21 protein-coding genes and 1 pseudogene are annotated in these 23,339 nt (G+C 57.8%); 8 read left to right on the top strand and 14 right to left on the bottom strand.

Features of this window, described 5'->3' with window-relative positions; genetic code table 11:
• Positions 1 to 30: 30 nt before the first annotated feature.
• The 3 genes and pseudogenes from HMPREF2751_RS10635 to HMPREF2751_RS06370 all read right to left on the bottom strand — a co-directional run.
• Positions 31 to 186 (bottom strand): annotated as a pseudogene (locus HMPREF2751_RS10635) (DedA family protein); the annotation flags it as partial.
• Positions 187 to 269: 83 nt separating this feature from the next.
• Positions 270 to 887, bottom strand: a complete 618-nt coding sequence (locus HMPREF2751_RS06375) for a trimeric intracellular cation channel family protein (protein WP_016421558.1) — start codon at positions 885 to 887, stop codon at positions 270 to 272.
• A 99-nt stretch (positions 888 to 986) separates the two neighbouring features.
• On the bottom strand, positions 987 to 1,835 hold the full coding sequence (locus HMPREF2751_RS06370) for a nitrilase-related carbon-nitrogen hydrolase (protein WP_049171725.1): 849 nt from the start codon (positions 1,833 to 1,835) through the stop codon (positions 987 to 989).
• 143 nt (positions 1,836 to 1,978) lie between these two features.
• Here HMPREF2751_RS06370 and HMPREF2751_RS06365 point away from each other — a divergent pair, with 143 nt between their 5' ends.
• Both HMPREF2751_RS06365 and HMPREF2751_RS06360 read left to right on the top strand, forming a co-directional pair.
• Positions 1,979 to 2,296 carry a hypothetical protein gene (locus HMPREF2751_RS06365; RefSeq protein WP_049189443.1) on the top strand — a complete coding sequence of 106 codons (318 nt, stop codon included), beginning with the start codon at positions 1,979 to 1,981 and terminating at the stop codon, positions 2,294 to 2,296.
• The gene (locus tag HMPREF2751_RS06360; RefSeq protein ID WP_070595705.1) at positions 2,284 to 3,846 is read left to right on the top strand and encodes an alpha/beta hydrolase; all 1,563 of its coding nucleotides are present in this window, start codon (positions 2,284 to 2,286) and stop codon (positions 3,844 to 3,846) included. Before HMPREF2751_RS06365 ends, HMPREF2751_RS06360 begins: the two co-directional genes overlap by 13 nt.
• Positions 3,847 to 3,953: 107 nt before the next feature.
• On the opposite strand, the gene HMPREF2751_RS06355 is transcribed toward HMPREF2751_RS06360, so the two are convergent.
• Genes HMPREF2751_RS06355 through dnaK form a run of 4 tightly spaced genes read right to left on the bottom strand, consistent with a single transcriptional unit; the run spans position 3,954 to position 8,051 of the window.
• Complete coding sequence (locus HMPREF2751_RS06355; RefSeq protein WP_070595704.1) at positions 3,954 to 4,364, bottom strand: heat shock protein transcriptional repressor HspR; 411 nt, start codon at positions 4,362 to 4,364, stop codon at positions 3,954 to 3,956.
• Positions 4,364 to 5,560, bottom strand: a complete 1,197-nt coding sequence (gene dnaJ / locus HMPREF2751_RS06350) for a molecular chaperone DnaJ (protein ID WP_070595703.1) — start codon at positions 5,558 to 5,560, stop codon at positions 4,364 to 4,366. The genes HMPREF2751_RS06355 and dnaJ overlap by 1 nt, the downstream gene beginning before the upstream one ends.
• Before the next feature lie 59 nt (positions 5,561 to 5,619).
• Entirely contained in the window at positions 5,620 to 6,207 is a 588-nt protein-coding gene (gene grpE / locus HMPREF2751_RS06345; protein ID WP_038626795.1) for a nucleotide exchange factor GrpE, read from the bottom strand.
• A 2-nt stretch (positions 6,208 to 6,209) separates the two neighbouring features.
• The gene (dnaK, locus tag HMPREF2751_RS06340) at positions 6,210 to 8,051 is read right to left on the bottom strand and encodes a molecular chaperone DnaK (RefSeq protein ID WP_048734453.1); all 1,842 of its coding nucleotides are present in this window, start codon (positions 8,049 to 8,051) and stop codon (positions 6,210 to 6,212) included.
• Between the two features lie 518 nt (positions 8,052 to 8,569).
• On the opposite strand from dnaK, the gene HMPREF2751_RS06335 reads away from it, so the two are divergent.
• Entirely contained in the window at positions 8,570 to 9,301 is a 732-nt protein-coding gene (locus tag HMPREF2751_RS06335; RefSeq protein ID WP_049171733.1) for a YcnI family protein, read from the top strand.
• 277 nt (positions 9,302 to 9,578) lie between these two features.
• Here HMPREF2751_RS06335 and HMPREF2751_RS06330 read toward each other — a convergent pair whose 3' ends face one another.
• Positions 9,579 to 10,343 carry a cyclase family protein gene (locus HMPREF2751_RS06330; RefSeq protein WP_049171735.1) on the bottom strand — a complete coding sequence of 255 codons (765 nt, stop codon included), beginning with the start codon at positions 10,341 to 10,343 and terminating at the stop codon, positions 9,579 to 9,581.
• Between the two features lie 246 nt (positions 10,344 to 10,589).
• Between HMPREF2751_RS06330 and HMPREF2751_RS06325 the strand changes: the two genes are divergently transcribed.
• On the top strand, positions 10,590 to 11,366 hold the full coding sequence (locus HMPREF2751_RS06325; RefSeq protein ID WP_070595702.1) for an enoyl-CoA hydratase: 777 nt from the start codon (positions 10,590 to 10,592) through the stop codon (positions 11,364 to 11,366).
• Positions 11,367 to 11,498: 132 nt separating this feature from the next.
• On the opposite strand, the gene HMPREF2751_RS06320 is transcribed toward HMPREF2751_RS06325, so the two are convergent.
• On the bottom strand, positions 11,499 to 12,104 hold the full coding sequence (locus tag HMPREF2751_RS06320; protein WP_224784014.1) for a YdcF family protein: 606 nt from the start codon (positions 12,102 to 12,104) through the stop codon (positions 11,499 to 11,501).
• 789 nt (positions 12,105 to 12,893) lie between these two features.
• Between HMPREF2751_RS06320 and HMPREF2751_RS06315 the strand changes: the two genes are divergently transcribed.
• From HMPREF2751_RS06315 to HMPREF2751_RS06305, 3 genes are all read left to right on the top strand, one after another.
• Positions 12,894 to 16,280, top strand: coding sequence for a (Fe-S)-binding protein (locus HMPREF2751_RS06315; protein WP_070595701.1), 3,387 nt, complete (start codon positions 12,894 to 12,896; stop codon positions 16,278 to 16,280).
• Positions 16,281 to 16,529: 249 nt separating this feature from the next.
• Complete coding sequence (locus tag HMPREF2751_RS06310) at positions 16,530 to 17,636, top strand: histidine kinase (protein ID WP_246815107.1); 1,107 nt, start codon at positions 16,530 to 16,532, stop codon at positions 17,634 to 17,636.
• Positions 17,637 to 17,769: 133 nt separating this feature from the next.
• Entirely contained in the window at positions 17,770 to 18,423 is a 654-nt protein-coding gene (locus HMPREF2751_RS06305; RefSeq protein WP_070595700.1) for a response regulator transcription factor, read from the top strand.
• 108 nt (positions 18,424 to 18,531) lie between these two features.
• On the opposite strand, the gene HMPREF2751_RS06300 is transcribed toward HMPREF2751_RS06305, so the two are convergent.
• Genes HMPREF2751_RS06300 through HMPREF2751_RS06290 form a run of 3 tightly spaced genes read right to left on the bottom strand, consistent with a single transcriptional unit; the run spans position 18,532 to position 20,453 of the window.
• On the bottom strand, positions 18,532 to 19,131 hold the full coding sequence (locus HMPREF2751_RS06300; RefSeq protein ID WP_038626812.1) for a hypothetical protein: 600 nt from the start codon (positions 19,129 to 19,131) through the stop codon (positions 18,532 to 18,534).
• Between the two features lie 8 nt (positions 19,132 to 19,139).
• Positions 19,140 to 19,814, bottom strand: coding sequence for a hypothetical protein (locus HMPREF2751_RS06295; RefSeq protein WP_070595699.1), 675 nt, complete (start codon positions 19,812 to 19,814; stop codon positions 19,140 to 19,142).
• A 45-nt stretch (positions 19,815 to 19,859) separates the two neighbouring features.
• Positions 19,860 to 20,453 carry a hypothetical protein gene (locus HMPREF2751_RS06290; protein WP_016421574.1) on the bottom strand — a complete coding sequence of 198 codons (594 nt, stop codon included), beginning with the start codon at positions 20,451 to 20,453 and terminating at the stop codon, positions 19,860 to 19,862.
• 518 nt (positions 20,454 to 20,971) lie between these two features.
• Here HMPREF2751_RS06290 and HMPREF2751_RS06285 point away from each other — a divergent pair.
• Positions 20,972 to 21,163 carry a hypothetical protein gene (locus HMPREF2751_RS06285; protein WP_049191052.1) on the top strand — a complete coding sequence of 64 codons (192 nt, stop codon included), beginning with the start codon at positions 20,972 to 20,974 and terminating at the stop codon, positions 21,161 to 21,163.
• Between the two features lie 50 nt (positions 21,164 to 21,213).
• On the opposite strand, the gene HMPREF2751_RS06280 is transcribed toward HMPREF2751_RS06285, so the two are convergent.
• Both HMPREF2751_RS06280 and HMPREF2751_RS06275 read right to left on the bottom strand, forming a co-directional pair.
• The gene (locus HMPREF2751_RS06280; protein WP_049171746.1) at positions 21,214 to 21,981 is read right to left on the bottom strand and encodes an FMN reductase; all 768 of its coding nucleotides are present in this window, start codon (positions 21,979 to 21,981) and stop codon (positions 21,214 to 21,216) included.
• On the bottom strand, positions 21,981 to 23,102 hold the full coding sequence (locus HMPREF2751_RS06275; RefSeq protein ID WP_070595698.1) for a CE1758 family FMN-dependent luciferase-like monooxygenase: 1,122 nt from the start codon (positions 23,100 to 23,102) through the stop codon (positions 21,981 to 21,983). Before HMPREF2751_RS06275 ends, HMPREF2751_RS06280 begins: the two co-directional genes overlap by 1 nt.
• Positions 23,103 to 23,339 lie beyond the last annotated feature (237 nt).

The raw sequence follows: 23,339 nt of genomic DNA, 5'->3' as shown, positions 1-23,339 counted from the left end.
CGGAAAAGACACACTTTTCTTTACTTAACCCGCAGTGACCAACAGCGAGTCACCGGGCAGAAAAGGAAAGAGCACACCGGACTCAATGAAGATGATGAGTCCAAGCCCCGCAAGCACCCAAGGGCCAAACCCCTGGAGTAGAGCTTCGGGGTCTCCGATACCGGAGAGGAATCCAGAAAAATCCATAACGGCAATCTTTTCAGCAACAACTATCGATTCTGCTGAGCTAATTAGAGTATTTTGCTGAGAGTTTTTCTGGGTACTGTGTTTTAATCGCGCCCCTGATAGTCAAATACCGGCAGCGACCAGCCACGCCAAAGCGCCGCTAGTCGAATGAACAGTGCGGACAGCACCGCACAGATGATGTTGATGTTCTCGTGCAGGCCAACCATGTCGAGCACGTAGTAAAGCGTCGCCGCGACGACTGCGATGGAGGCATAGAGCTCCTTTTGAAACACCAGCGGGACGCGGTCACACATCAGGTCGCGGAGCACACCTCCAAACGCACCGGTAAGAACGGCGCCGACAATAGCGATGATGACGCCGTGCCCCATTTCCATGGCCACGCGGGCACCAATGATGGAAAACGCCGACAAACCGATTGCGTCAGCGACCAAGAACACGACCCGGAAGTGCTTCATCAGGAAGTCGGCCAACAGCACCGTGATCAGTGCTGCACCGACAATAACCAGCAAATATTGTGGGCTTGCAACCCACACCAACGGATAGTGACCGAGAATGACATCGCGCAGGGTACCGCCGCCGATAGCAGTCATGCACGCAATTGTTGAAACTCCAAAGAGATCCATGCGCATTCGACCGGCCGCTAGTGCGCCGGTGACGCCTTCGGCCGTAATTCCGATGACCCAGAGGATGTGGAGCAGCATGATAAGAAATATAAAGGACTTCGCCCGAATCGGTAGAACTATAGGCTAATATCCCGCAATCTTCGCCCCCTCGACTCGGCCCGCTTCATTGCTTCCCGGCTAGCCCTGATCGCGAATTTCCAGCACCGGAATCGAGCGACGAATCCGCTCCACCTCCGCTATATCCACATCGGCCACAAGCAACTGCGGGCCGTAGCCCGCCGAGGCAATAACTCCGCCGTCCGCATTGACCAACATGGAATGCCCCGCGCCGGTCGGCCCCTCATCCTTCCCCGCGGCCTTCGCCCCACCAGGCCGGGCCGCATCGACTGCCGCAATCACACAAGTGCTATCCAGTGCGCGTGCCGACACCAGCGTCTGCCACTGCCTTACCTTGCCCGGGCCATCATTCCACGATGCAGGCAGCGCGATGACCTCTGCGCCCAGGTTGGCCAGTTGAATGAATTGCTCCGGGAACCTGATGTCAAAGCATGTCGCAAGACCGAGGGCGACCGACGATCCGTCGGCAAGCGGGACATCACAGACCACGTGCGCGTTGCCCGGCGCGACAGTATCCGATTCGCGAAACCCAAAAGCGTCGAAGAGGTGGAGTTTGTCGTAGAACTCGACACCGGGGCCGTCCTCATCACGCCAAGCCAGAAGCAGCGAATTGAAGACGCGGTGCATCGTCTTACCGTCGCGCTCCACTTCATCTGCCGGCCGGAACATGCCGACCACCACGCTGATTCCGGCATCGTGAGCGGCCTGCGAGACCTCCGCTACGAACCTATCGCTGCTGGACTCCGCCACGACATCCAGGCGACCGGAATTGAACGCCTTCATCGTGGCTTCGGGGAAAACCACCAAATCGGCGTTGTCCTGTGCTGCCCGCGCGATAGTCACCTTCACCGCGTTCAGATTCTCTTCAACCGACGCTGACAATTCCAACTGAGCCAGTGCAATACGCATGCCTAAATGTTACCGACTACCCCGGATTGACCGCCCTGAAGTTATCCACAGCGCGGCTTCCTGCGTTGCTTCCGCTCAGAGTTATCCACAGTTCGCTGAAGATGGTCTTCCGCTGCCTTACTCCACCCAGCAGAATCAAAAACATGGCCGAACACATCACAGTCAACCCAGCTCAACTATCCGCCTTAAGTCGTTCCTACCAGCAGATTTCCACTCGTATTGATGCTCTTTCCACCATCGTCGCAGCTGCCCCAGGAAGCGCCGGGCTCACCTCTGCCCTGCCCGGTTCACGGATTGTCCCCGCGGTCTCCACTACTTGTGGGAAGTGGTCGGAATCATTGCTTGCCGCGTGCACAAACATCGACGTTATTGCGCAGGCTGCCGATGCCCTCGCTGTCAGCGCTCTCGCGCACGAGCATGACCAGTCCGCCGCCTTGGAAAAGCTGTCATGGTCACGGTAGGCGAAGCGCTGCTGTGGCGTGTGGATTCGCTGGAGACGCTTGCCCGGGCACTGCGTTCCGGGGCGCGCGCCCTCGCCGATTCCGCCGACAGTTCCCAGGCCGCACTCAACGCGCTTTCAGAGGATGACTTCGCCGGCGACAACCGCAGCGCCGCTGAGGCTTCTGTCACCCACAGCTCCACGCGTCTGCGCCGGAGCAGCGTCGCGCTCGAACGTCTCGCCGCCTGCTGCAGCGATACCGCCGCCATGCTTAACGACGTCATCCGCGAACTTACCGACGCGGTAAACCAGGCAACCAACCTGGGGTTTCAGGTGAATCTGGTTTCTGGTGCGGTGACTCCGCCGGAGGGCATGCTGTCTACGATTGCGCGCAGCCTCGTTCATCCCAAAATTCCTTCCGGGCCTTTCACCATGGCCGAATGGCGTGCAACCTCGCAGCTTCGGATTCAGTCGGCCTTGGCTGAACTCAACCGACTCGATGAGAAGGCGGCGGGCGCAATCTCAGCTCTTTCACCACTGGTGGCAAGCGGAGCTAGTGGCTCGGGTAGATTGCAGCCATCGCAGGCTGGTCGTGGTACTGGCACCACTAGCGACAAAGAGATTGACGGTGGTTGGGACTTGGAAGTTGGGAGCGGATGGGCTGGGGCGTATTCGAGTAGCCCGCTATCAGAGATAGATGCCGCCATGTCCGCTCGCGCCAGGGCTTTGGGGCTGCCTCCTGGACAACTATTGGAGTCCTCGCCTGGACATTCTGCGATTGCGTTCGGTGACGTTGAGCGAGCATCGACTGTGATCACTCTCGTCCCCGGTACCAGCTCTAGCGCGGAGGACGCTAGCAAGCAGTTCGAGCGTGTAGCCGCGACCTTCCACGCCGCCGGTGGAGATCCGGAGGATGTGGCGGTGGTGTTGTTTTCCTATGACGCGCCACCCAACCTCCGTGAGGCCATACGCACCGAGTATCACAATTTTGCTGCAGAGCGGCTGCAGCACTTGCAAGCCGGTTTGATTGAGCGTTCCGGTGGTGTCGATAGCGGTGACACTGCAATTGCCGGTGGCGCTACCGCCCATGCCCAGTTTCCTACTCAGCGGCACGTTGTCGCCGGCTATAGCTATGGGGCGACGGTGGTCTCGCAGGCATCCCTTGGTAGTGGCCTCTATGCGGATAGGGTGCTGCTCATAGCTCCGCCAGGTGTTGGCCCTGGACTGGAGCGTGCAAACGACATGAAACTGCTCAAGCCGGACGGTACAGCCCGACCCGAATATGAAAATAGCCACCGTGTGGCGGTGGCGACGTCCCCGATGGACCCCATTCGTATTCCTGCCGAACTGGGGATTCATGGGAAAAACCCGGCGGATAAAGACTTCGGCGCGTACACACTCAACCTGAGTGAGCGTGGCCTGTCCATGCGAGACTTGGCCGAATTCATGGTCACTCCCGTGCAGGATATTCCTCAAAAGTATCGGCACGTTCAGGGCAACCCACACATCGAACACTACTTTGACGATGAAGTTTTCACTCGCGAGACCAACCGGTGGCTAACTGATAGCTGACCGGCGTCTCAGATCAACAGTTGCTTATCCGCGGCCCAAATTAACAAGCCAAGAGAAAACGGACTAACCAGCCGACGCTGCTTAGTCCGTTCAATCACCCGTGTGGGTTATCCTTCCCTGCCACGGCCACCTCTGCGCCCGCGCCGCGGGCGCGGCTCCCACATCACCACGGCCGTAGAGCGTGGGACGTGAACCAGTTCGCCACGCGAGCGGCGAGCCTGTGCCTTTGCCTGGTAGAGCTGCTCTCTCAGTTCTGCATTTTCCTGCTCAAGCGAATCCACCCGCTCAGTCAGGTCGATGATGGCCTTAATACCGGCCAAGTTGACGCCGTCTTCCTGACTCAGACGCTGAATCTCACGCAGCAGCGCCACATCGCGTTTGGTGTAGCGCCGACCTCCGCCGGAGGTGCGCTGCGGAGTTACTAACCCGAGTCGGTCATAATTACGCAGCGTCTGCGCATGCATGCCGGCGAGATTCGCGGCTACGGATATGACATAGACCTCAGTGTTGTCGGACATTATTTCGCACCTGCCCAACCCTCACGAGGATTGAACCCGCTAGCACGCTCCGCTTCGACGTAGGAGCGCAATGCCGAAGTGGCATTGTCATCCAAATTGGTCGGTACCTTCACGCGCACGGTCACTAGCAAATCCCCCGGAGTGCCATTGCGCTTTGGGATACCCCGACCGCGCACACGCAGTGTTCGGCCATCGGCTGTGCCAGCCGGCACACGCACACGAATCTTGTCACCCAACGTCGGCACAGTAATGGTGCCGCCGAGTGCGAGTTCGCCGAAGCTCACCGGCACCGTGACCTCAAGGTCATTGCCGCTGCGGGTGAAGACTTCATCCGGGCGAACATGAACGGTGACAAAGAGGTCACCGGCCGGACGCCCCCGCAGTCCCGCTTCACCTTGGCCAGCAAGACGAACCTTCTGGCCGTCCACCACACCTGCGGGGACGCGAACGGTGATGGTACGACGGCGGGTGGTCACACCGGTGCCGTTACACTGCGAGCAGGGATTCTCAATGCGAGTGCCCTGGCCACCACAATCCGCACACGGGCTGGAGAAGCCGAAGGCCCCCTTTTGCTCCTTGACATACCCCGAACCGTGACAGGTGGTACACGTCACCGGCGAGGTTCCCGGCGCTGCACCCGAACCATTGCAGTTCGTGCATGGCGACGGGTTGGTGAGCTGCAGCGGGATAGTGACACCTTGGGCGGCCTCGCGGAAATCGAGCGTAATCTCTGTCTCCACATCCGCACCACGGCGGGCCTTCTGCCGCCCGGCAGCACCAGCGCCACCATTGCGGTTTACGAAGCCGCCCAGGAAATCACCTAGGCCACCTGCACCACCAGCATTGCCACCGAATCCGGCACCTCCGCCGAAGAGATCCGACACGTCGAAGTCGAATCCACGTCCACCGGCAGCACCGGCTCCGCCAGCACCTGCGGCACCGGGGAATCGGAAACCACCTGCGAGCGCTGCACGCAGCTCATCGTATTCGCGGCGCTTGTCCTCGTCACCGACCACCGAGTATGCCTCGGAGATTCGCTTGAACTTATCTTCAGCAACCTTGTTGCCCGGGTTCTTATCCGGGTGGTTCTCCCGGGCTAACTTGCGGTAGGCCTTTTTAATCTCGTCGAGTGACGCAGACTTAGAGACGCCCAAGTCAGCGTAATAGTCCTTATCTGCCCATTCCCGTTGAGTCATGGTGCATCTCCTCCTTTCAAAAAACTAATTCAAAGAAATCTGCGTCACTTGTGTCTCCGCTACTGCGGATCGCCGATGATTACCATCGCCGTACGGATGACACGGTCATTAATGCGGTAGCCCTTGCGCAGCACATTGGCTAGAACCTTGTCATCCCCTTCGGAGAGATCCTGGACAGCCTCGTGGATGTCCGGGTCGAATTCCTCTCCTGCAGCACCAAACTCCTCAACACCCTGTGCGGTCAGCACGCCGCGGAACTTATCCGCGAAAGCCTTCAGCGGGGTGCCGTCTGCCAAGTCGCCGTGCTCTTCAGCCCGGTCGAGGTCATCAGCCAAAACCAGCAGTTCTCCAGCCAGCTTTGCCTTTGCCTGTACGCGCTCGGCCTCACGGTCTCGGTCAACTCGACGACGGTAGTTTGCGAACTCCGCCGACAGGCGCTGCAGGTCCTCCGTACGCTCATCCAACTCACGCTGGATGGCTGCAACTGGGTCTGCAGCTTCCTCCGCGGCGGTGTCGCCGGCGGCATTTTCGGTCGCCGGCTCCACGTCGTCGTCAAGCTTGGCCTGCTCGAAGACCTCGTTGACCTGATCGGCCAGGTTGGCCGGCTCCTCCGGGGTGGGCTGGTTTCCCTGATCCTGGTCAGTCATTCTTACTTGTCCTTCTCATCCTCGTCGACGACCTCAGCGTCAACGACGTTGTCGTCAGCGTCAGCGGCCTCAGCGCCCTCGGCTGCGGTTGCACCCTCAGCTGCCTGAGCCTCGTAGATAGCCTTACCCATCTCCTGGCTCTCAGTGGACAGCTTCTCGACGGCGGACTTGATGGCCTCGATGTCGGAGCCCTTCAGAGCCTCGTCGACTTCCTTGGCCGCCTCTTCAACGCGGTCGCGGATGTCCTGGGAGACCTTGTCCTCGTTCTCCGATGCGAACTTGCGGGTCTGGTAAGCCATGGACTCAGCCGAGTTGCGGACTTCCTGCTCCTCGCGGCGCTTCTTGTCCTCGTCAGCATGCTTCTCAGCGTCCTTGATCATCTGGTCGATCTCCTCCTTGGAGAGGCCGGAGCCGTCCTGGATGGTAATCGTGTTTTCCTTACCAGTGCCCTTGTCCTTAGCGGTGACGTGGACAATGCCGTTGGCGTCGATGTCGAAGGTGACCTCAATCTGCGGGACACCACGCGGCGCCGGAGCGATTCCGCCCAGCTCGAAAGAGCCCAGCAGCTTGTTGGCAGCAGCCATCTCACGCTCACCCTGGAAGACCTGAATCTGAACGCTCGGCTGGTTGTCTTCAGCAGTGGTGAAGGTCTCCGAACGCTTGGTCGGGATAGTGGTGTTGCGTTCGATCAGCTTGGTCATGACACCGCCCTTGGTCTCAATACCCAGCGACAGCGGGGTGACGTCGAGCAGCAGCACGTCCTTGACCTCACCGCGCAGAACGCCGGCCTGCAGAGCAGCACCAACTGCGACAACCTCGTCCGGGTTAACGCCCTTGTTCGGCTCACGACCACCGGTCAGTTCCTTGACCAGCTCGGAGACTGCCGGCATACGGGTGGAACCACCGACCAGCACGACGTGGTCAATGTCGGAAACCGAAACATCAGCGTCAGCAATGACCTGCTGGAACGGCTTACGAGTGCGGTCAAGCAAATCAGAGGTGATGCGCTGGAACTCAGTACGGGACAGGGTCTCGTCCAGGAACAGCGGGTTCTTGTCAGCATCAACGGTGATGTACGGCAGGTTGATAGATGCCTGCTGCGAGGAGGACAGCTCAATCTTGGCCTTCTCAGCAGCCTCACGCAGACGCTGCAGAGCCATCTTGTCCTTGGTCAGGTCAATGCCGTTGCTGGACTGGAACTTCTCAACCAACCAGTCAACGATGCGCTGATCCCAGTCATCGCCACCGAGCTTGTTGTCACCAGCAGTTGCGCGAACCTCAACAACACCGTCGCCGATCTCCAGCAGGGAGACGTCGAAGGTACCGCCACCGAGGTCGAAGACCAGAATGGTCTGCTCCTTGTCGGACTTCTCCAGACCGTAAGCAAGTGCAGCAGCAGTCGGCTCATTGACAATGCGCAGGACGTTCAGGCCAGCAATCTGACCCGCTTCCTTGGTTGCCTGACGCTCAGCGTCGTTGAAGTAAGCCGGAACGGTAATAACCGCATCAGTGACGTCGTCACCCAGGTAAGACTCAGCGTCGCGCTTCAGCTTCATCAGCGTACGAGCGGAAATCTCCTGCGGAGTGTACTTCTTGTCATCAATCTCGATGCTCCAGTCAGTACCCATGTGGCGCTTGACCGAACGAATAGTGCGATCAACGTTAGTGACAGCCTGGTTCTTAGCGGACTGGCCAACCAGGACCTCACCATTCTTTGCAAATGCAACCACCGACGGAGTGGTGCGCGAACCCTCAGCGTTCGCAATCACCTGAGCCTCGCCGCCCTCGAGGACGGAGACACAGGAGTTCGTCGTACCCAAGTCAATACCAACAGCGCGTCCCATGATGAACACCTTTCTAGAAGAGTAAAAGAATTGCCCTTAAGTCTTACGCGCTCAAGTCTGCATTGCCGTAGAAAATCTGTCAAGCAAACTTGAGTGTGTCCGACTCAATGTTTGTCATGCTATGCAACGGACTATGGGACAAAGTTATTCCAACCCGACTCAACTTTTCTAAAAAAACCGTCATCACCGCAGGTCACCGCGATAAAAGATTTTTACAAGACTATGCTCTAAAGCCACTCACGGTAGCCGACAGCGCAATTTTCTATACAGAATCCTGCCTCTGGACTCCAGGGGGACAAAGAATTTCCTAGCACTAGCCCTGGGAACTTTCCTGCACAGCGAACCGACTAATCCCCTGACGTGTTTTGCAGCCACCGGCTCATCAACAGGCCATGCCCTTGTTACCCCATGGCCTGACACCGAATCAGCTCTGGCGGCTCCACTAATACATGTCTAAATTCTCCCCATTTACGGGGCGATTGAGCCAAGAATTCATCCCACTTATTTAGGAGTTTTTCGTGCCTCAGAATGCACAGCGACACCATTTCCCCTTTTTCCGTGGGCTCGCAGTAGCGTCGGCAAGCGCCGCACTAACCCTCGCCTTCCCTGCCATTGCATCCGCACATGTGCATGCAACCCCGTCGTCTGCCCCGATTGGCGGCTACGCGGATCTGGCTTTCGGGGTCGGCCATGGCTGCGACGGTTCGCCGACGACGAAGGTCGAGTTCACCATCCCGGAGGAGTTCGAAAAGGTTACGCCGAACGTGAACGCGAACTGGGATGTCACCAAGGAGTCGACCGGCTCTGGCAAGAATGAAAAGGTGCAGAAGGTCATCTACACCGCAAAGACTCCACTGCCGTCGGACCTGAAGGATTCTCTGACGCTCAGCGTGAAGGTGGCTGATGACGCAAAGCCGTCGACAGTTGAGGTGCCGACGCTGCAAACCTGTGAAAAGGGTTCGATGAACTGGGCTGAAAAGGACCACGATAGTGACTACCCGGTTCCAACTGTGGAGCTGATTGAGAAGTCGGAAGACAATGAACATAGCCACGGCCACGACCACAGCCACAACCATGGCACCAGCGAGACAAACCACGGCGATAGCCGCTCAGACGACGTGGAGCATTCCGCAGCTGCTACCAGCGAGGATTCGAGCAGCACGCTTGGCGGCTGGGGCCTGGGGCTCGGCCTCGTGGGCGCGCTGACCGGTATTGCCGCATTGGTAGTTTCACTGCGTAAGCGAGGTTAAGACCACAGGCGGATTGCCACTCGGGAATCCGCCTTCACCGCGGCACTGCCGCCCATGCCTTCACAGAGCTCACCCCATGCGAGCACATAGAGCCGGCCGATCTTGACAATGCACGCCGGAGGATAATCCGTGCTGTCGGCTCGTCGTTTCGGTCGACGCAGTGAACGGACAATGCAAAGCTCTCAAACAATGACGGCTGAATCACGCATCTAGGCTCGGATTGAGTTAGGCGAAGCTTTATGGCGTATTCGAAAACCGTTCGAAGGCAGTGGGAGGATTACACTGGCAAAACAGCAAAAACTCGAGCTGGGAACCCCGTCCCATCCTTTGGCTTCGGCCAGGAGGCAACCACGAGAGCCCCCGTTTCCGGCACCTGGTCGAGCCCAGCCAGAAGTTCAATCTGCCATCGGTCACGCCCTAATAGATAGAGTTCCGTCGGCAAGCTGCCACCATGAGCCACGATGCCGGGGTCCGTATCAGTGGTCTCGTGCCCAATCGCCACAACGCCACGGTTGTCTATCAACCATTCGACAACCTCAACGTTCCATCCTGGGTAGTGAGTCACGCCCTCTTCATCCGCATTGGCCATTGCCTCAGCGTCAGGCCACCGCTTTGACCAGTCACTGCGAAATGCGACAAATGCACCGCCCGGAATCAAACCATTGCGTTCCTCCCACGCCTCGACATCAGCAATCGAAGGGGAGAAATCATTATCCCGAGCGACTTCAGCAGTGAAATCTAGGACGACCAAAGGCAGGATCATCTGCTCGACGCCAATATTGTCAAGAGTTCTCGTCTCTTGGACGAAATGCACAGGCGGATCCACATGCGTACCCCACTGGCCAACAAACTGATACTGGTCGATTTCAAATCCATGCTCAGCAACGGTGAAAAGCCGTGTTCGCTGTTCGTCGGGAAGCGCAGGGAATTTCGGCTGACCGGCGTGAAACGCGTGAGTCAAGTCAACATAGGTGTGGTTTTCCCGAAGCTTGCGAGCAATGTCCCATAGTTCGTGCGTGTTTGCGGTGTTCTTGTTCGACATAAAGCGAAGTATATAGACAAAGCTGTCTAGTTAGCCAATATGGCCACCGGCACATCGAGCACTAAAAGATACCAACTCGCCCCACCCTGCACCTATCAGCTCAAACAGCCTGACGACACCCGCTACCGCAGGTACCCTCGCATACAGGAAAGACTTTTCAAGCCGCAGCCACGTTCTTCAGATTTTGGAATTGCGGGCTACATACACAACTTTCACCAAACTCAAGCCATCCCAAAGGAGTATCTAATGACCACCTACGAAAATATCCTTACCGAAACCCGAGGTCGCGTCGGCATTATCACCCTGAACCGCCCGAAGGCACTGAACGCCCTCAATCACAAGACCATGGAAGAGATCGGCGCAGCAGCCACCGCTTTCGACAACGATGCAGGCATTGGCGCGATCATCATCACCGGCTCCGAGAAGGCGTTTGCCGCAGGTGCAGACATTAAGGAGATGGCGGACAAGTCCGGAACCGAGATGTACATCTCCGATTGGTTCGCACGTTGGGATGTCCTGACTTCCGTCCGCACTCCAGTTATCGCCGCCGTCAACGGCTACGCACTGGGCGGTGGCTGCGAGGTCGCCATGATGGCGGACTTCATCATCGCTGGCGCTAAAGCCAAGTTCGGCCAGCCTGAGGTCAACCTCGGCATCTCTCCGGGTATGGGCGGCTCGCAGCGCCTGACCCGCGCAATTGGCAAGGCTAAGGCAATGGAGATGTGTCTCACCGGCCGTATGATGGGCGCCGAAGAAGCCGAGTGCGCAGGTCTGGTCGCCCGCGTCGTCGAGCCGGAGGCGCTTCTCGACGAGGCCTTGAAGGTCGCCGACACCATTGCGTCGAAGTCGCTGGTTGCCACTACCCAGATTAAGGAACAGATTAACCAGGCCTACGAAATGACGCTGTCGCAGGGACTGCTCTTTGAGCGTCGCACCTTCCACTCCCTATTCTCCTCCAATGACCAGAAGGAAGGCATGGCCGCGTTCTCCGAGAAGCGCAAGGCGAACTTCACTAATTCCTAGGATCTCCAGGCGATTATCCGCCTGAAGAAAAGCGAGAGACCCATCCTCTCGAGGGAACCTCTCGCTTTTCTGCCTCAATAGGCCAGTCGATTATGACCGCCCCGCTAGCCGCTGGCCGTATACGGCTAGTGGCTAGTTCACAGTCGACGGGACGGCCAGCCACAGCGCCGAGTCGTCGGCAGCAGAATAGGTGTCGCGTGCGCGCGGTGTGTGCGTTGGAGAAGTCACAATGACAGCGGCACGAACGCCACTGGTTCCCGATTCCGCAAGGTATGCAGTGCCAGCCGCATTTTCAACAGTGGAGTCTGAGTTTGTTTCCATCGTGATTCGCCGCTTCCATACCCCCATAGCTGCAAGCGCATCACGCATGTACTCAGCCTCAGTCTGGCAATCCGGCTGAGTACGACCACCCGTGACGATGACCGGATTAAGAGGATGACGCAGCGCCAGCGAACGTGCAGTTTCCAATCGGGACGTCAAGACAGCAGGAGCACTGCAGTCGGGATTGAGACGGGCTCCGAGCACAATAATCGGCACCTGAGGATCAAGTAGCGCAGTCTCCGCAGCTGCACGTCCGACCGGGGAAACCACCACTGGAGTCATAAGCGAGCTATTGAACGCCTTGACTGCGACCGCACTGACCGGATTGGCGTTTGCCACTGCGCCCGAGCTAAAGACCGCACTCGCAGTAAGAATAAGGCCGGCTCCAGCCATAGCGATTGCACGGAAAGATCGCACTATTAAAGTCCCTCTCAAGAAAAAGTGGCACTGAGAAATCCATACCCCACTGCCATTTAGAATCAGACGGATAAATCTGCAGTATCACGCTGCTAATACTAGGTAATACACAGAATGGCGCCTACATAAGAATTGCGCCGGGGGTGGCCAGGCAACTCTCCTCACCACCGAATTGGCACGCCGATTACCAGGCAAATTGCGGACATAGAGGCTTTTAAATCCACTTGGGATTCATAAAAGTCAGTTACATTTAATGACTTTTTCGTTAATTGTCAGCAAATCCCGGGCCCAATAGCGAACTATCCACCAAAACACAGGTACAGAAGTAACTATTGTTATTTGTGTTAAGAATGTAACGCATGTGAATACATGTCTGCTTCAATCAGTTTTCAAAGACCAACACGCCACCGACCCCCTCCCCGCCTCGCAACACAGCTCCGCCCCTGCGCTTCGGCGCTACCCCCGCAATGCGTCCGCAGAACATCGAGTCGACAACACTCGACAACTGCCCACACGCAACACCGCCACCACTTCCGCCCATAAAAGCGTGACGACGAAAGTGCCTCGCACCGTCGTCAAGCGAAGACGTTGCCCCTCGAATCCCTCTCGAATAAAACAACGATTTTTTTGCGTAATTCGCCAAATAACCGCTGGTTACACCGTGTATCGATGAATTCAGCACCATTTTGGACATTAGTTAGGTAAGCGTCCGCGGCTCGTGATAGAACTCACAAGAGAACTATTTTCACTCAGCCATCACCCTGGCTGAGCCAGCCTAGAAGGAACATTATGAGCGTGCTCAACCTCGCCGCGGCGACGGCTGACACGGCGATTCCGGAATCTACCGGATTCACCGTCGCAGTCGGCGTTATTGGCGTCCTGTTGTCCCTGCCCTGCTGGTTCATCTTTATCAAGGGATTCACCCATATGGTGAAGACCATCATGGTGGGCCAAAAGACATACGGTCACACCGGTGAATGGGGAACCCGTATTTGGACCATGATCCGAGAGATCGTCGGTCACACCAAGATGGCCAAGAAACCCGGCGTTGCTGTGGCTCACTGGTTCGTCATGGTGGGCTTCCTCCTCGGCTCCCTGGTGTGGTTCGAGGCGTACATTCAGACCTTCTGGCCAGCCGGTGGTTGGCCAATCCTCAGGAATCTGACCACCTGGCACTTCATCGACGAACTGCTCGGCCTGGGCACCACCCTGGGCATCCTGACACTGATCCTCGTCCGCCAGACCAACCTCGGCAAGGAGCGCCTGAGCCGCTTCTACGGCTCCAACGCTGGTGCTGCTTATTTCGTCGAGGCTGTCGTCCTCATCGAGGGCCTCGGCATGATGTTCGTCAAGGCAGCCAAGCTGGCTACCTACGGCGACCACGGTCACACTGGCGCCGAGGTCTGGAACTGGGCGAACTTCGTCACCGGTGGTATCGCACAGATTCTGCCGGCCTCCGAAGTCATGGTGTCCATCTTCGCGCTGATTAAGCTACTGTCCGGTATGGTCTGGCTCTTCGTTGTTGGCCGCAACCTGACTTGGGGTGTCGCATGGCACCGCTTCCTGGCATTCGCCAACATCCTGCTCAAGCGCAACGCTGATGGCTACAACGCCCTCGCTGGCGCTAAGCCGATGACCTCTAACGGCGAGATTTTGAACCTGGAAGAGGCTGACCCAGAAGTTGACTCCATGGGTACCGGTGTGGTCACCGACCACTCCTGGAAGGCTCTGCTGGACTTCACCTCTTGTACTGAGTGTGGTCGCTGCCAGGAGCAGTGCCCGGCATGGAACACTTCCAAGCCACTGTCCCCGAAGCTGCTGGTTAACCAGCTGCGTGACCACGCTTACGCTTCTGCCCCGTACCTGCTGGCTGGCGAGACCATCGAAACCGCTCGCGAGGGCGAAGGCGCTGGCGCAGCACTCCTGACCAAGCCGCTGGTTGGCGACGGCGATGAGGGCATCATCGACCAGGACGTCCTGTGGTCCTGCACCAACTGTGGTGCCTGTGTTGAGCAGTGCCCGGTTGACATTGAGCACATCGACCACATCGTCGATATGCGCCGCTACCAGGTTCTGGTTGAGTCGGACTTCCCGACCGAGCTGGCTGGCCTGTTCAAGAACCTCGAGACCAAGGGCAACCCGTGGGGCCAGAACGCTTCCACTCGTGCCGACTGGATTAACGAGGTCCGCAAGGAAGGCATCGTCGTCCCGATTTGGGGCGAAGATGTCGAGAGCTTCGACGACACCGAGTACCTGTTCTGGGTCGGTTGTGCCGGTGCTTACGACGACAATGCGAAGAAGACCACCAAGGCTGTTGCAGAAATGCTTTACACCGCCGGTGTGAAGTACGCTGTGCTCTCCCAGGCTGAGGGCTGTACTGGTGATTCCGCTCGCCGCGCTGGTAACGAGTTCCTCTTCCAGATGCTGGCTGAGCAGAACATCGAACAGCTCGATGAGGTCTTCGACGGTGTCCCGCCGAAGCAGCGCAAGATTGTCGTCACCTGTGCGCACTGCTTCAACACCTTCAAGAACGAGTACCCAGAGCTGGGCGGACAGTACGAAGTTGTCCACCACACCCAGCTGCTAAATAAACTGGTTCGCGCTAACCGCCTCCAGCCGGTTGCTTCCGGCCAAGGCCGCCAGGTCACCTACCACGACCCATGCTTCCTGGGTCGCCACAACAAGGTCTTCGAGGCTCCGCGTGAGCTGATTGGTGCATCCGGCGCTAACCTCGTCGAGATGCCGCGTAACAAGAACACCGGCTTCTGCTGTGGTGCAGGTGGCGCGCGCATGTGGATGGAAGAGACCATCGGCCAGCGCATCAACGTCAACCGCACCGAAGAGGCTGTCGGCACTGGCGCTGAGGCAATTGCCATCGGCTGCCCGTTCTGTAAGACGATGATGAATGACGGTGTCAACAACGTCATCGAGGACGACGAGAAGAAGCCGGAAGTCCTGGACATCGCCCAGATGCTCCGCGACTCTGTGAAGGTCGACGGCGAGCTGCCACAGGCACGTGAGCCGGAGTGGATTGAGCAGCCAGAGCGTGGCTGGGTCGATCCGAAGAAGGCTGAAGAGGAAGAGCGCCTGCGCCTCGAGGAGGAGGAAGCAAAGCGCAAGAAGGCTGAGGCTGCCGAGAAGAAGAAGGCAGAAAAGACTGCCGCTGCCGGCGCTGGTGCCGCAGCTGCTGGTGCTGCTGCAGGCGCTGCTGCCAAGGGTGGCGCTCCGAAGCCAGGCGGCGCTAAGGGCGGCGCACCGACTCCAGGTGGTGCCAAGAAGGGCGCTCCAGCTCCGGGTGGCGCTCCGAAGCCAGGCGGCGCTAAGGGCGGCGCACCGACCCCGGGCGGTGCCAAGAAGGGCGCTCCAGCTCCAGGTGGTGCTCCAAAGCCAGGTGGCGCTCCGAAGCCAGGCGGCGCTAAGGCCGGCGCACCGACCCCGGGTGGCGCCAAGAAGGGCGCTCCAGCTCCAGGTGGCGCACCGAAACCAGGCGGGGCTAAGGCCGGCGCACCAGTTCCGGGTGGCGCTCCAAAGCCAGGCGGCGCAAAGGCCGGTGCACCGGTTCCAGGTGGTGCCAAGAAGGGCGCTCCAGTTCCGGGTAGCGCCAAGGCTGCTAAGCCGGCCGCGCAGGCAGAGCCAGCAGCTGCGGAAACCGAAGCTCCGGCTGAGACCCCGAAGGCAACCAAGGGCGCTCCGATTCCGGGTGGCGCACGCAAGGGCGCACCTGTCCCAGGTGGCGCTAAGAAGGCAGCTCCAGCCGCCAAGCCGAAGGCCGAGGAAACCGCTCCTGCCGAGGACACCGCTGCTGAGGTTACGGCCACCGAGTCCGAGCAGCCAGCAGCTGAGCAGCCGAAGACCGCATCCGGTGCCCCGGTTCCGGGTGGCGCACGCAAGGGCGCTCCGATTCCAGGTGGCGCGCGCAAGGCAAAGCCGGCCGCTAGCGCCCCTGCCCCGGCAGCCGAGGAAACCGAGGCTCAGGAAGCATCTGCCCAGCCAGAGGCGGAGCAGGCTCCGGAACAGCCAGAGGTTACCGAAGAGCGGGCGACGGAAGAAGCCACCTCCACCGAGCAGGCCGCTGAGGCCCCAGCCGAGGAGACGCAGGCACCGTCGGCAAGCGCTAAGAACCTTCCGCGCAACCAGCACGGAGTTCCGCTGCCAGGATCGGCGCGACGTAAGTAACGCTCGCTAAGTAAGCCAAAATCCGCCCGAGAGGTTATTCTTCCCGGGCGGATTTTTTGTGCTTTACGACGACCCCTGCGCCACGGCATTAATCATGCAAATGGCACTCTCAACCGCACTGACAATATATTGATTACTGCATCCCGTTAGAGATGACCGCGTTGTGGTGTGGAAAGAGGTCTTGGCGTAGTGATTAAGAAATCGCTGTCACAGATAAGAGACTTTCTGAGGACTCCGGGGTCAGTGGAGATGGTCATTGCGCTGATCCTCACTGCTCTCGATGCGCTAATTCTCCGCGAGAGCAACTCTGATCTATTGTTGCCAACCATTATCGGTGGCCTTCAGGTCATTCTTGTTGCAGTGGCGACGTATTTGCCGCTCTTTGCCATGGTGGTTGTCCCAGCGAATTTCTTGGCGTTGACTTTCCTTCCTACAGAGCAGGCTCCAATGCAGATTTTCTGCGCGCTTCTCATCGTGGAAGTGATGCGTGCTAACAACAACAAGATGCCGGCGAGAATCACTGCGTTGCTCTTGTTGGTAATTTCAAACTACGACGTAAACACAAATACGTTCGCGCGCGACCACGTCGCGACCTTTGTGACAACGCTGCTTTTTGTAATTGCCTACGCCATCGGCATGATGCGCAGTCGCTACAAAGAGCAACGCCGGCAGGCAACGATTGAATCTAACCGCGCCCTGGAAGAACAACGCCTTGAGTTGGCGACCGTACTGCATGACTCCACCGCCAAGTCCTTTACTCGCGTAACCATGTTGGCGCAGGCGCTCGCCATCGAGCGAGAAGGGACAGATGAAAAGCTTGAAGAGTCCCTGGAGGACATCGCAGAAACCTCCCGAGAAGGTCTGCTACAGCTTCGCCAGTTGCTTTCACTGCTGAAATCCGCTGACGAAGAAAGCTCTTTGACCTCGGCTATTGGCCAAGATGAGCGAGTTCCTAGCATGAACAGGGTGCTCCAACAGGCCAAGGATGAACTGCAGGAAGCTGGGTTTAACGTTTCACTGGCCACGAGGATTGAAACCGAGCCCTCTTTGACGCAGATTTCAGAAGTTATCTCGCCGGCGCTGTCGGAGTTCTGCACGAATATTCAGAAGTACGGCGAGCCGCAAACGAACGTCCACATTCTGGCGCTGGGCAATGAGGAGGATGGCTTCACGCTCGACATCAGCAATCAGATATCGAAGGTGCTACCGCATTTTCTGCCGCGGGCGATGCTCTCGAGCGGTTTGGGGCTTTCCTCACTGCATCGGCGAGTGCGACCGTGGGACGGTTCCATCACATCAGAACGAGAAGGAAATGTGTGGAATACCAAACTCCACATGCCACCTACCAATCAGTAAGTTACGCTAGCGTAAGATTGGTGTAGTAACCGCCTGTGACGAAGATATCTCTCGAAACGTCCTGGTTAGCGTAGTAATATCGCACAATGACAGATATTGTTCGGTTTTTATAAATTCTATGAAAGGTTCGCGGATGTCTGACATCAAGGTTCTCATTGTCGATGACGACCCACTCGTACTCTCGACGCTGCGAACTTACTTCAAGAAGGCACCGCACATTACCGTGGTCGATGAAGCCAGCGATGGCCACGAGGCCCTCAATATCATTGCCCGCGGTGGCATTGACGTAGTTTTGACCGATATTCATATGCCCAACATGGACGGCGTTGAGCTGCTCGAGCGCATTAAGAAGGTGGAGAATCCACCGAAATTCATCGCTATCACCTCATTCGATACCGATGAAACAATGCTGAAAATCTTGAGCCTCGGCGGAAACGGCTACATTCTCAAAACCGCCCGCCCCGAATCCGTCATTGGCACCGTTGAAGATGTCTTCCAGGGCGGCACCGTCATCTCCCCGATTTCTGCGACTCGGCTGATTAAAACGCTGCCGTCCCGCAACATTTCCTCGTACAAGATCACTCATGCCGAGCGAGAGGTTCTCGGCCTAATCTGTCGCGGTAAGTCGAACCACGACATCGCCAAGGAACTCGGCAAGTCGCCCGGCACCATCAAGAAGCACCTCTCCAGCATGTTCAATAAGTTCGGGGCTACCTCACGCCTGGACTTGGCTCTGAAAGCAATAGATGCGGGCTTCCACCCGCCGGCATCCGCTGCCGCGCAGTAGCAAAACAGCGCAGTAACAAAAAGACGGAGTAGCAAAAAAAGGGGCCTATTCACTTTCGTGAATAGGCCCCCTTTTACCCGTGCTGAGTGTGGAGAGAGAACTGTGTAACTACTGAATGGTCACCTCGACATGTCGCTCACGCGGAGCCACGCCGAAGTAGCTGCGCCCAATGGGCTGCCACGTCTTCGAGTTGGCGTTGCAGCGGACAGTCTGCCCGGCGAACTCGTCAACCAGGAATCCCCAGCTCAGACGACCAGTTTCGCCCTTGCGTACTTCGTATGGTCCGATCTTCTGCCCGAGGCTCCAAACCATCTCTCGGGAGTATTCCCAGGAGTACTTGCGGTTGAGCTCCTTGCTGACCTTCACGCTGACAGAGATATTGGTCCACCACTTCTTGGTCTTGGACTCCTTAATGGTCTGCGTCAGCGGAATCGGCTCATCACCGATGTCATTCTTCGTAGAAACAACGCCCTCAACGTCGTAGCGAGAGCCGGTGATTTCCACAAACTCAGCCACCGAACCCGGAGCTTCACAAGTGGTTCCCGGTGCCGGACCGCGGTCAACTGCCGCTGGCTTGGGCACTGGTACCCACTCCTCCGGCGCGAACGGTTCACCAGCTCCTGGATTCGGGGCGGCCACTGCTGTCGGAGCGCCGAGTCCGAGCGCAAAGACCGTCGTCAAGCACATGGCGACAACACGCTTTTTCATAACTGCTCCTAGTCGTTAATCGTGGCGGATGCCGGGCCGCCGTCACCGGAGTTGCCGCTGACAGGCGCCCACTGCTGACGGTGCTCGCCCTCCTTGGTGGTCTTGTGCCAGACCACGAAGCGAGTCGACGGCCCCTTGCCGTTGTACTCACCGAAGTAGGGCTCACCGCGCCACAGGCCGGTCTTCTGGTCACAGGTGCGAACACGGCCAATGAAGGACTTCATGTGCACGCCGTAGTCTGCGCGAACAGTCTCACCGGGGTTGACGGTCACCGGGCCCAGCTTGTCGCCAACCGACCACTGACTGACCTCGACGATGCCGTACTTGTTCTTCACCCCGTGGAGGAACACGTCCCACATATTTCCGGAGCTCATGGCCTTCACAGACTCGTTGACTCCCTCTGTCACCTCGAGGGTGTACTGAATAGGGCGGTCAGTGCGGTTGGTGAATGAGTTAGTGCCGTTGTAGCGGTCCCATTCGTCGGTAATCCACTGCTCCCAGGGGTGACGCTTGGCATCCTTGACCGGGTCACACTTATCCGTGTTGGTGAAACCGGTATGGTGCTCATCTTGGTCAGGGGTCTGGGTCAGCGGGGTCGCCGCGACCTGTCCAACGATGCCTGGCGCAAGAAGACTTGCACCCATCACCGCGCAGGCCAGGGCCTTCTTTTTCACGCTCAACATGGAGAAACTTCCTTCTACTTCGAGGCTTTAGGGGCTCTGGCCGCCTTAAACGGCGTACTCCTTGACCTGCGGAGCAGCACCGTCGACGGAGCGATCAGCTTCGTTGGCGCGCATGGAAACGCGAATGTGACGCTCCTTCGGGATGGTGCCCCAGTACGGACGACCCGCGTCAATCCACTTTCCGCCCTTACAGGTCAGGTGAGTACCTTCGAAGGACTGATTCAGGAAGCCATACTCCAGAACACCGGTGTAGCCAGGCTTGACTGGGTACGGGCCGAGGGTCTGGCCAACTTCCCAGGTCTGAGTGGACTGGTAGCCGGCGCTAAAGGTGACATGGAAGAGCTTGAGCAGGTCGAAGTCGACCGAACCGCCGACGTTCCAGGACTTGGTCTTGCCCTCCTTCAGGGTCTGGGTCAGCGGCAGGTCGGTGTCGCCGTAGTTAGCGACAGTCGCAGTACCTTCGACCTCGAACTTCGAGCCGGTGATCTTCAGGGACTGGCCGGACTGGCCTTCAACGGAGCAGGTGCCACCGACGGTGCCCGGGGTAGGGGCTGGGGCAGCTTCCGCCATCGGGGCGACAGCCAGCGAGGACATGGTAACCAGGGCTGCAATGGAGCCGGAGAGCAGGGTCTTCTTCACGGCGAAATCCTTTCAGGATGTGACGAGCAACTCGTAAGGAAATACTTGAACTGACACCTGCAAAGGTAAGTCGAAATTCAGCGTTTTGTAATGGAAAATTTTCGACTGACTTTACGACGGCCGCAGCGATTATCCACATAGTAAAAATGGAATCCCACCGATTTCTGTCACGCGAAAATACGACATCTAATTGACCCTGACCAGTAATTATGGGCGCAACAATAAGATTTCGTCGATCAATTTAAACGCATTAGAACTACGCCTTTTGAACCAATTCAAAAATGCCTCGGTCGGCCACTTGGTACTAGACAATCAACATTTCGGCCACTAGCCCACCTACATAAAGACACCAGAGAGTAGCCGAATGGCCACCCCCAGGCGCGGGCAGGTAGAGAGACCTCCACACTTCACACTCTTGATTAAATAGTTATGATTTCTTTATTAATCACTGGCGAAGTCCGGCAGTCCACAAAGCCCTGACACTTTGCCGAGGCAGATATCTTTCGGAGTACTACCTAATGTTTCGACGCACTTCCGTTCTTGCTACCACCATTGCATCCGCAGCACTTTCCCTGAGCGCGCTGACCGGCGCTCCGGCCGCTACCGCAGCACCGACAGCTACAACCAGCAGCGACGACCTGCAGGTTAAGGAATACGCTCTTTCCGATACCTTCTCTTGCGACTACTACAACCTCCCGTGGTGCCGCTAAAGAGCGCTGACCCCCTACCCCTCCTCTGCCGCCCCTTCACGTGAGCGCGGCTACTTCGCGGTGCCGTCGAGCCCCTCTAGCAGTGTGGCAAAATCCGTGACATTAGTATCCACCCGCGTGTTTGTACTGCGTCGCTGGTTCGGCTCGCCAACACCCCGATTCCCCTCGCTGGCCCCGCCCGCTGAATGCTCCGCACCCTTTTCTTCAGCTTCGTTCCCAAAATCTGGACCAAAACCGACTACGGCCGAGCGAACACCGACAAGGTACTCGGCAAGCTCACGAGCTGCACGCACCACGCGATTATTCATCTCCGCGCCGGACACTCCGCCGGCGCCATTTCCGGCACCATCGCCAGCACCAAAGTCCTCAGTGGCTGCAAATACAGCAGTCGGCATAACCGTGCCGCGCAGGTAGCTAAACAGCGGACGCATCGCATACTCCAGCACCAACGAATGTCGTGCTGTGCCAGCCGTCGCAGCAATAATGACCGGCATGGAAGTCAGCGCATCCTTATCCAGGGCGTCGAAAAACATCTTGAACAACCCAGAGTAGGACGCTGCGAACACCGGGGTCGCGGCAATCAATCCATCAGCACCGCTGACAGTATCGAGGGCGGCGCGCAATTTTTCGTCGTAAAGCCCTGTGGACATCACAGTGCCGAGGCTGACAGCGAGTTCGCGCAGCTCGACGTACTCAACTTGGACCCCCTCGCCACGCTTGGAGACCTGCGCCTCGACGGCCTCCGCGATGCGGTCGGCAAGGATGCGCGTGGTTGATGGATCGGAAACACCGGCACTTACGACGACGAGCTTTTTCACTACTGATTCCTTTCAGCCGGGCGGACGAGAAGGTGCGGGGAATCTGCGCCCTCGGCAACCAGCGAGGCATGCGTCGGCGGGTCGGAAGGCACGTGCGCCGGACGGCGGCGCTCGAACTCTTCACGCAGGACCGGAACGATTTCGGTTCCCAGGATTTCAACCTGCTCCAACGCCATTTCCAGCGGCAGGCCGGCGTGATCGATAAGGAAGAGCTGACGCTGGTAGTCGCCAACGGCGTCTGCATAGCCCAGGTAACGTTCGATGATTTGCTCAGGCGTGCCGACGGTCAGTGGAGTGATGTTCTCGAATTCTTCCAGAGATGGCCCATGTCCATAGACCGGGGCATTGTCGAAGTATGGGCGGAAAATCTCCTTGGCCTTCTTCTCCGTCTCAGCGGCGAAGACCTGACCGCCAAGCCCGACGATTGCCTGATCAGCAGCACCATGACCGTAGTGCTCATAGCGCTGGCGGTAGAGATTGACCATGGCTGTGGTGTGCTCGATATTCCAGAAAATGTGATTATGGAAGAAGCCGTCCCCATAGAAGGCGGCCTGCTCAGCAATCTCAGTGGAGCGGATTGAGCCGTGCCACACGAAAGGTGCTACACCGTCGAGCGGGCGCGGTGTGGACGTAAATGACTGCAGCGGAGTGCGGAATTGACCTTGCCAATCCACATTCTCCTCACGCCAAAGGGTGCGCAGCAGGTGATAGTTCTCGATGGCCAGCGGAATTCCCTTGCGAATATCCTTGCCAAACCACGGATAAACCGGCCCGGTGTTGCCGCGGCCCATCATCAGATCAATGCGGCCTTCGGAAAGGTGCTGGAGGTAGGCGTAATCCTCGGCGATGCGCACGGGGTCGGTGGTGGTAATCAGCGTTGTCGAGGTCGACAGAATCAGATTTTCGGTCTGCGCTGCGAGGTTTGCCAGCAGAATCGGCGGGTTCGCCGGGGCCACAAACGGTGGATTGTGGTGCTGGCCGGTAGAAAAGACATCGAGGCCAACCTCTTCAGCCTTCTTCGCTAGCGCGACAGTTGCCTTAATTCGCTCATGTTCAGTAGGGATTTGTCCGGTCGTGGGATCTTTTGTGACGTCGCCAATTGTAAAAACTCCGAATTGCATAATTCTCAATCCTAAATAGCGGTTGTTGACATGTCAACGCCTGTTATGCTGGGCATAAGCACTTAAAACGACTCCATATGAACCGCCTCCAACCAAAGGAGCCTCGCCCAGCCATGACAAAACCCCGAACCGATCGCCCGACCGGATGTGCGCTTCTAAAAAATATTCGGCATTTTCTTTGAAATTTGTTGACACATCATCACATCTAGAGTTATCGTTGACACGTCAACACCGGAA

This window comes from Corynebacterium sp. HMSC063G05 (assembly GCF_001810555.1).
Classification (GTDB): domain Bacteria; phylum Actinomycetota; class Actinomycetes; order Mycobacteriales; family Mycobacteriaceae; genus Corynebacterium; species Corynebacterium jeikeium_D.
Note: the sequence above shows the minus strand (reverse complement) of the source record. Positions and strands in the feature narration are given on the sequence as shown.

What these genes read in the sequence shown, in the direction of transcription:
- HMPREF2751_RS06285 (WP_049191052.1), top strand. Translation starts at nt 20,972, where the DNA reads ATGTTTCGACGCACTTCCGTTCTTGCTACCACCATTGCATCCGCAGCA.
- HMPREF2751_RS06305 (WP_070595700.1), top strand. Translation starts at nt 17,770, where the DNA reads ATGTCTGACATCAAGGTTCTCATTGTCGATGACGACCCACTCGTACTC.
- dnaJ (WP_070595703.1), bottom strand. Translation starts at nt 5,560, where the DNA reads ATGACTCAACGGGAATGGGCAGATAAGGACTATTACGCTGACTTGGGC.
- HMPREF2751_RS06365 (WP_049189443.1), top strand. Translation starts at nt 1,979, where the DNA reads ATGGCCGAACACATCACAGTCAACCCAGCTCAACTATCCGCCTTAAGT.
- HMPREF2751_RS06315 (WP_070595701.1), top strand. Translation starts at nt 12,894, where the DNA reads ATGAGCGTGCTCAACCTCGCCGCGGCGACGGCTGACACGGCGATTCCG.
- grpE (WP_038626795.1), bottom strand. Translation starts at nt 6,207, where the DNA reads ATGACTGACCAGGATCAGGGAAACCAGCCCACCCCGGAGGAGCCGGCC.
- HMPREF2751_RS06375 (WP_016421558.1), bottom strand. Translation starts at nt 887, where the DNA reads ATGCTGCTCCACATCCTCTGGGTCATCGGAATTACGGCCGAAGGCGTC.
- HMPREF2751_RS06275 (WP_070595698.1), bottom strand. Translation starts at nt 23,102, where the DNA reads ATGCAATTCGGAGTTTTTACAATTGGCGACGTCACAAAAGATCCCACG.
- HMPREF2751_RS06325 (WP_070595702.1), top strand. Translation starts at nt 10,590, where the DNA reads ATGACCACCTACGAAAATATCCTTACCGAAACCCGAGGTCGCGTCGGC.
- HMPREF2751_RS06360 (WP_070595705.1), top strand. Translation starts at nt 2,284, where the DNA reads ATGGTCACGGTAGGCGAAGCGCTGCTGTGGCGTGTGGATTCGCTGGAG.
- HMPREF2751_RS06355 (WP_070595704.1), bottom strand. Translation starts at nt 4,364, where the DNA reads ATGTCCGACAACACTGAGGTCTATGTCATATCCGTAGCCGCGAATCTC.
- dnaK (WP_048734453.1), bottom strand. Translation starts at nt 8,051, where the DNA reads ATGGGACGCGCTGTTGGTATTGACTTGGGTACGACGAACTCCTGTGTC.
- HMPREF2751_RS06295 (WP_070595699.1), bottom strand. Translation starts at nt 19,814, where the DNA reads ATGTTGAGCGTGAAAAAGAAGGCCCTGGCCTGCGCGGTGATGGGTGCA.
- HMPREF2751_RS06330 (WP_049171735.1), bottom strand. Translation starts at nt 10,343, where the DNA reads ATGTCGAACAAGAACACCGCAAACACGCACGAACTATGGGACATTGCT.
- HMPREF2751_RS06370 (WP_049171725.1), bottom strand. Translation starts at nt 1,835, where the DNA reads ATGCGTATTGCACTGGCTCAGTTGGAATTGTCAGCGTCGGTTGAAGAG.
- HMPREF2751_RS06310 (WP_246815107.1), top strand. Translation starts at nt 16,530, where the DNA reads ATGGTCATTGCGCTGATCCTCACTGCTCTCGATGCGCTAATTCTCCGC.
- HMPREF2751_RS06300 (WP_038626812.1), bottom strand. Translation starts at nt 19,131, where the DNA reads ATGAAAAAGCGTGTTGTCGCCATGTGCTTGACGACGGTCTTTGCGCTC.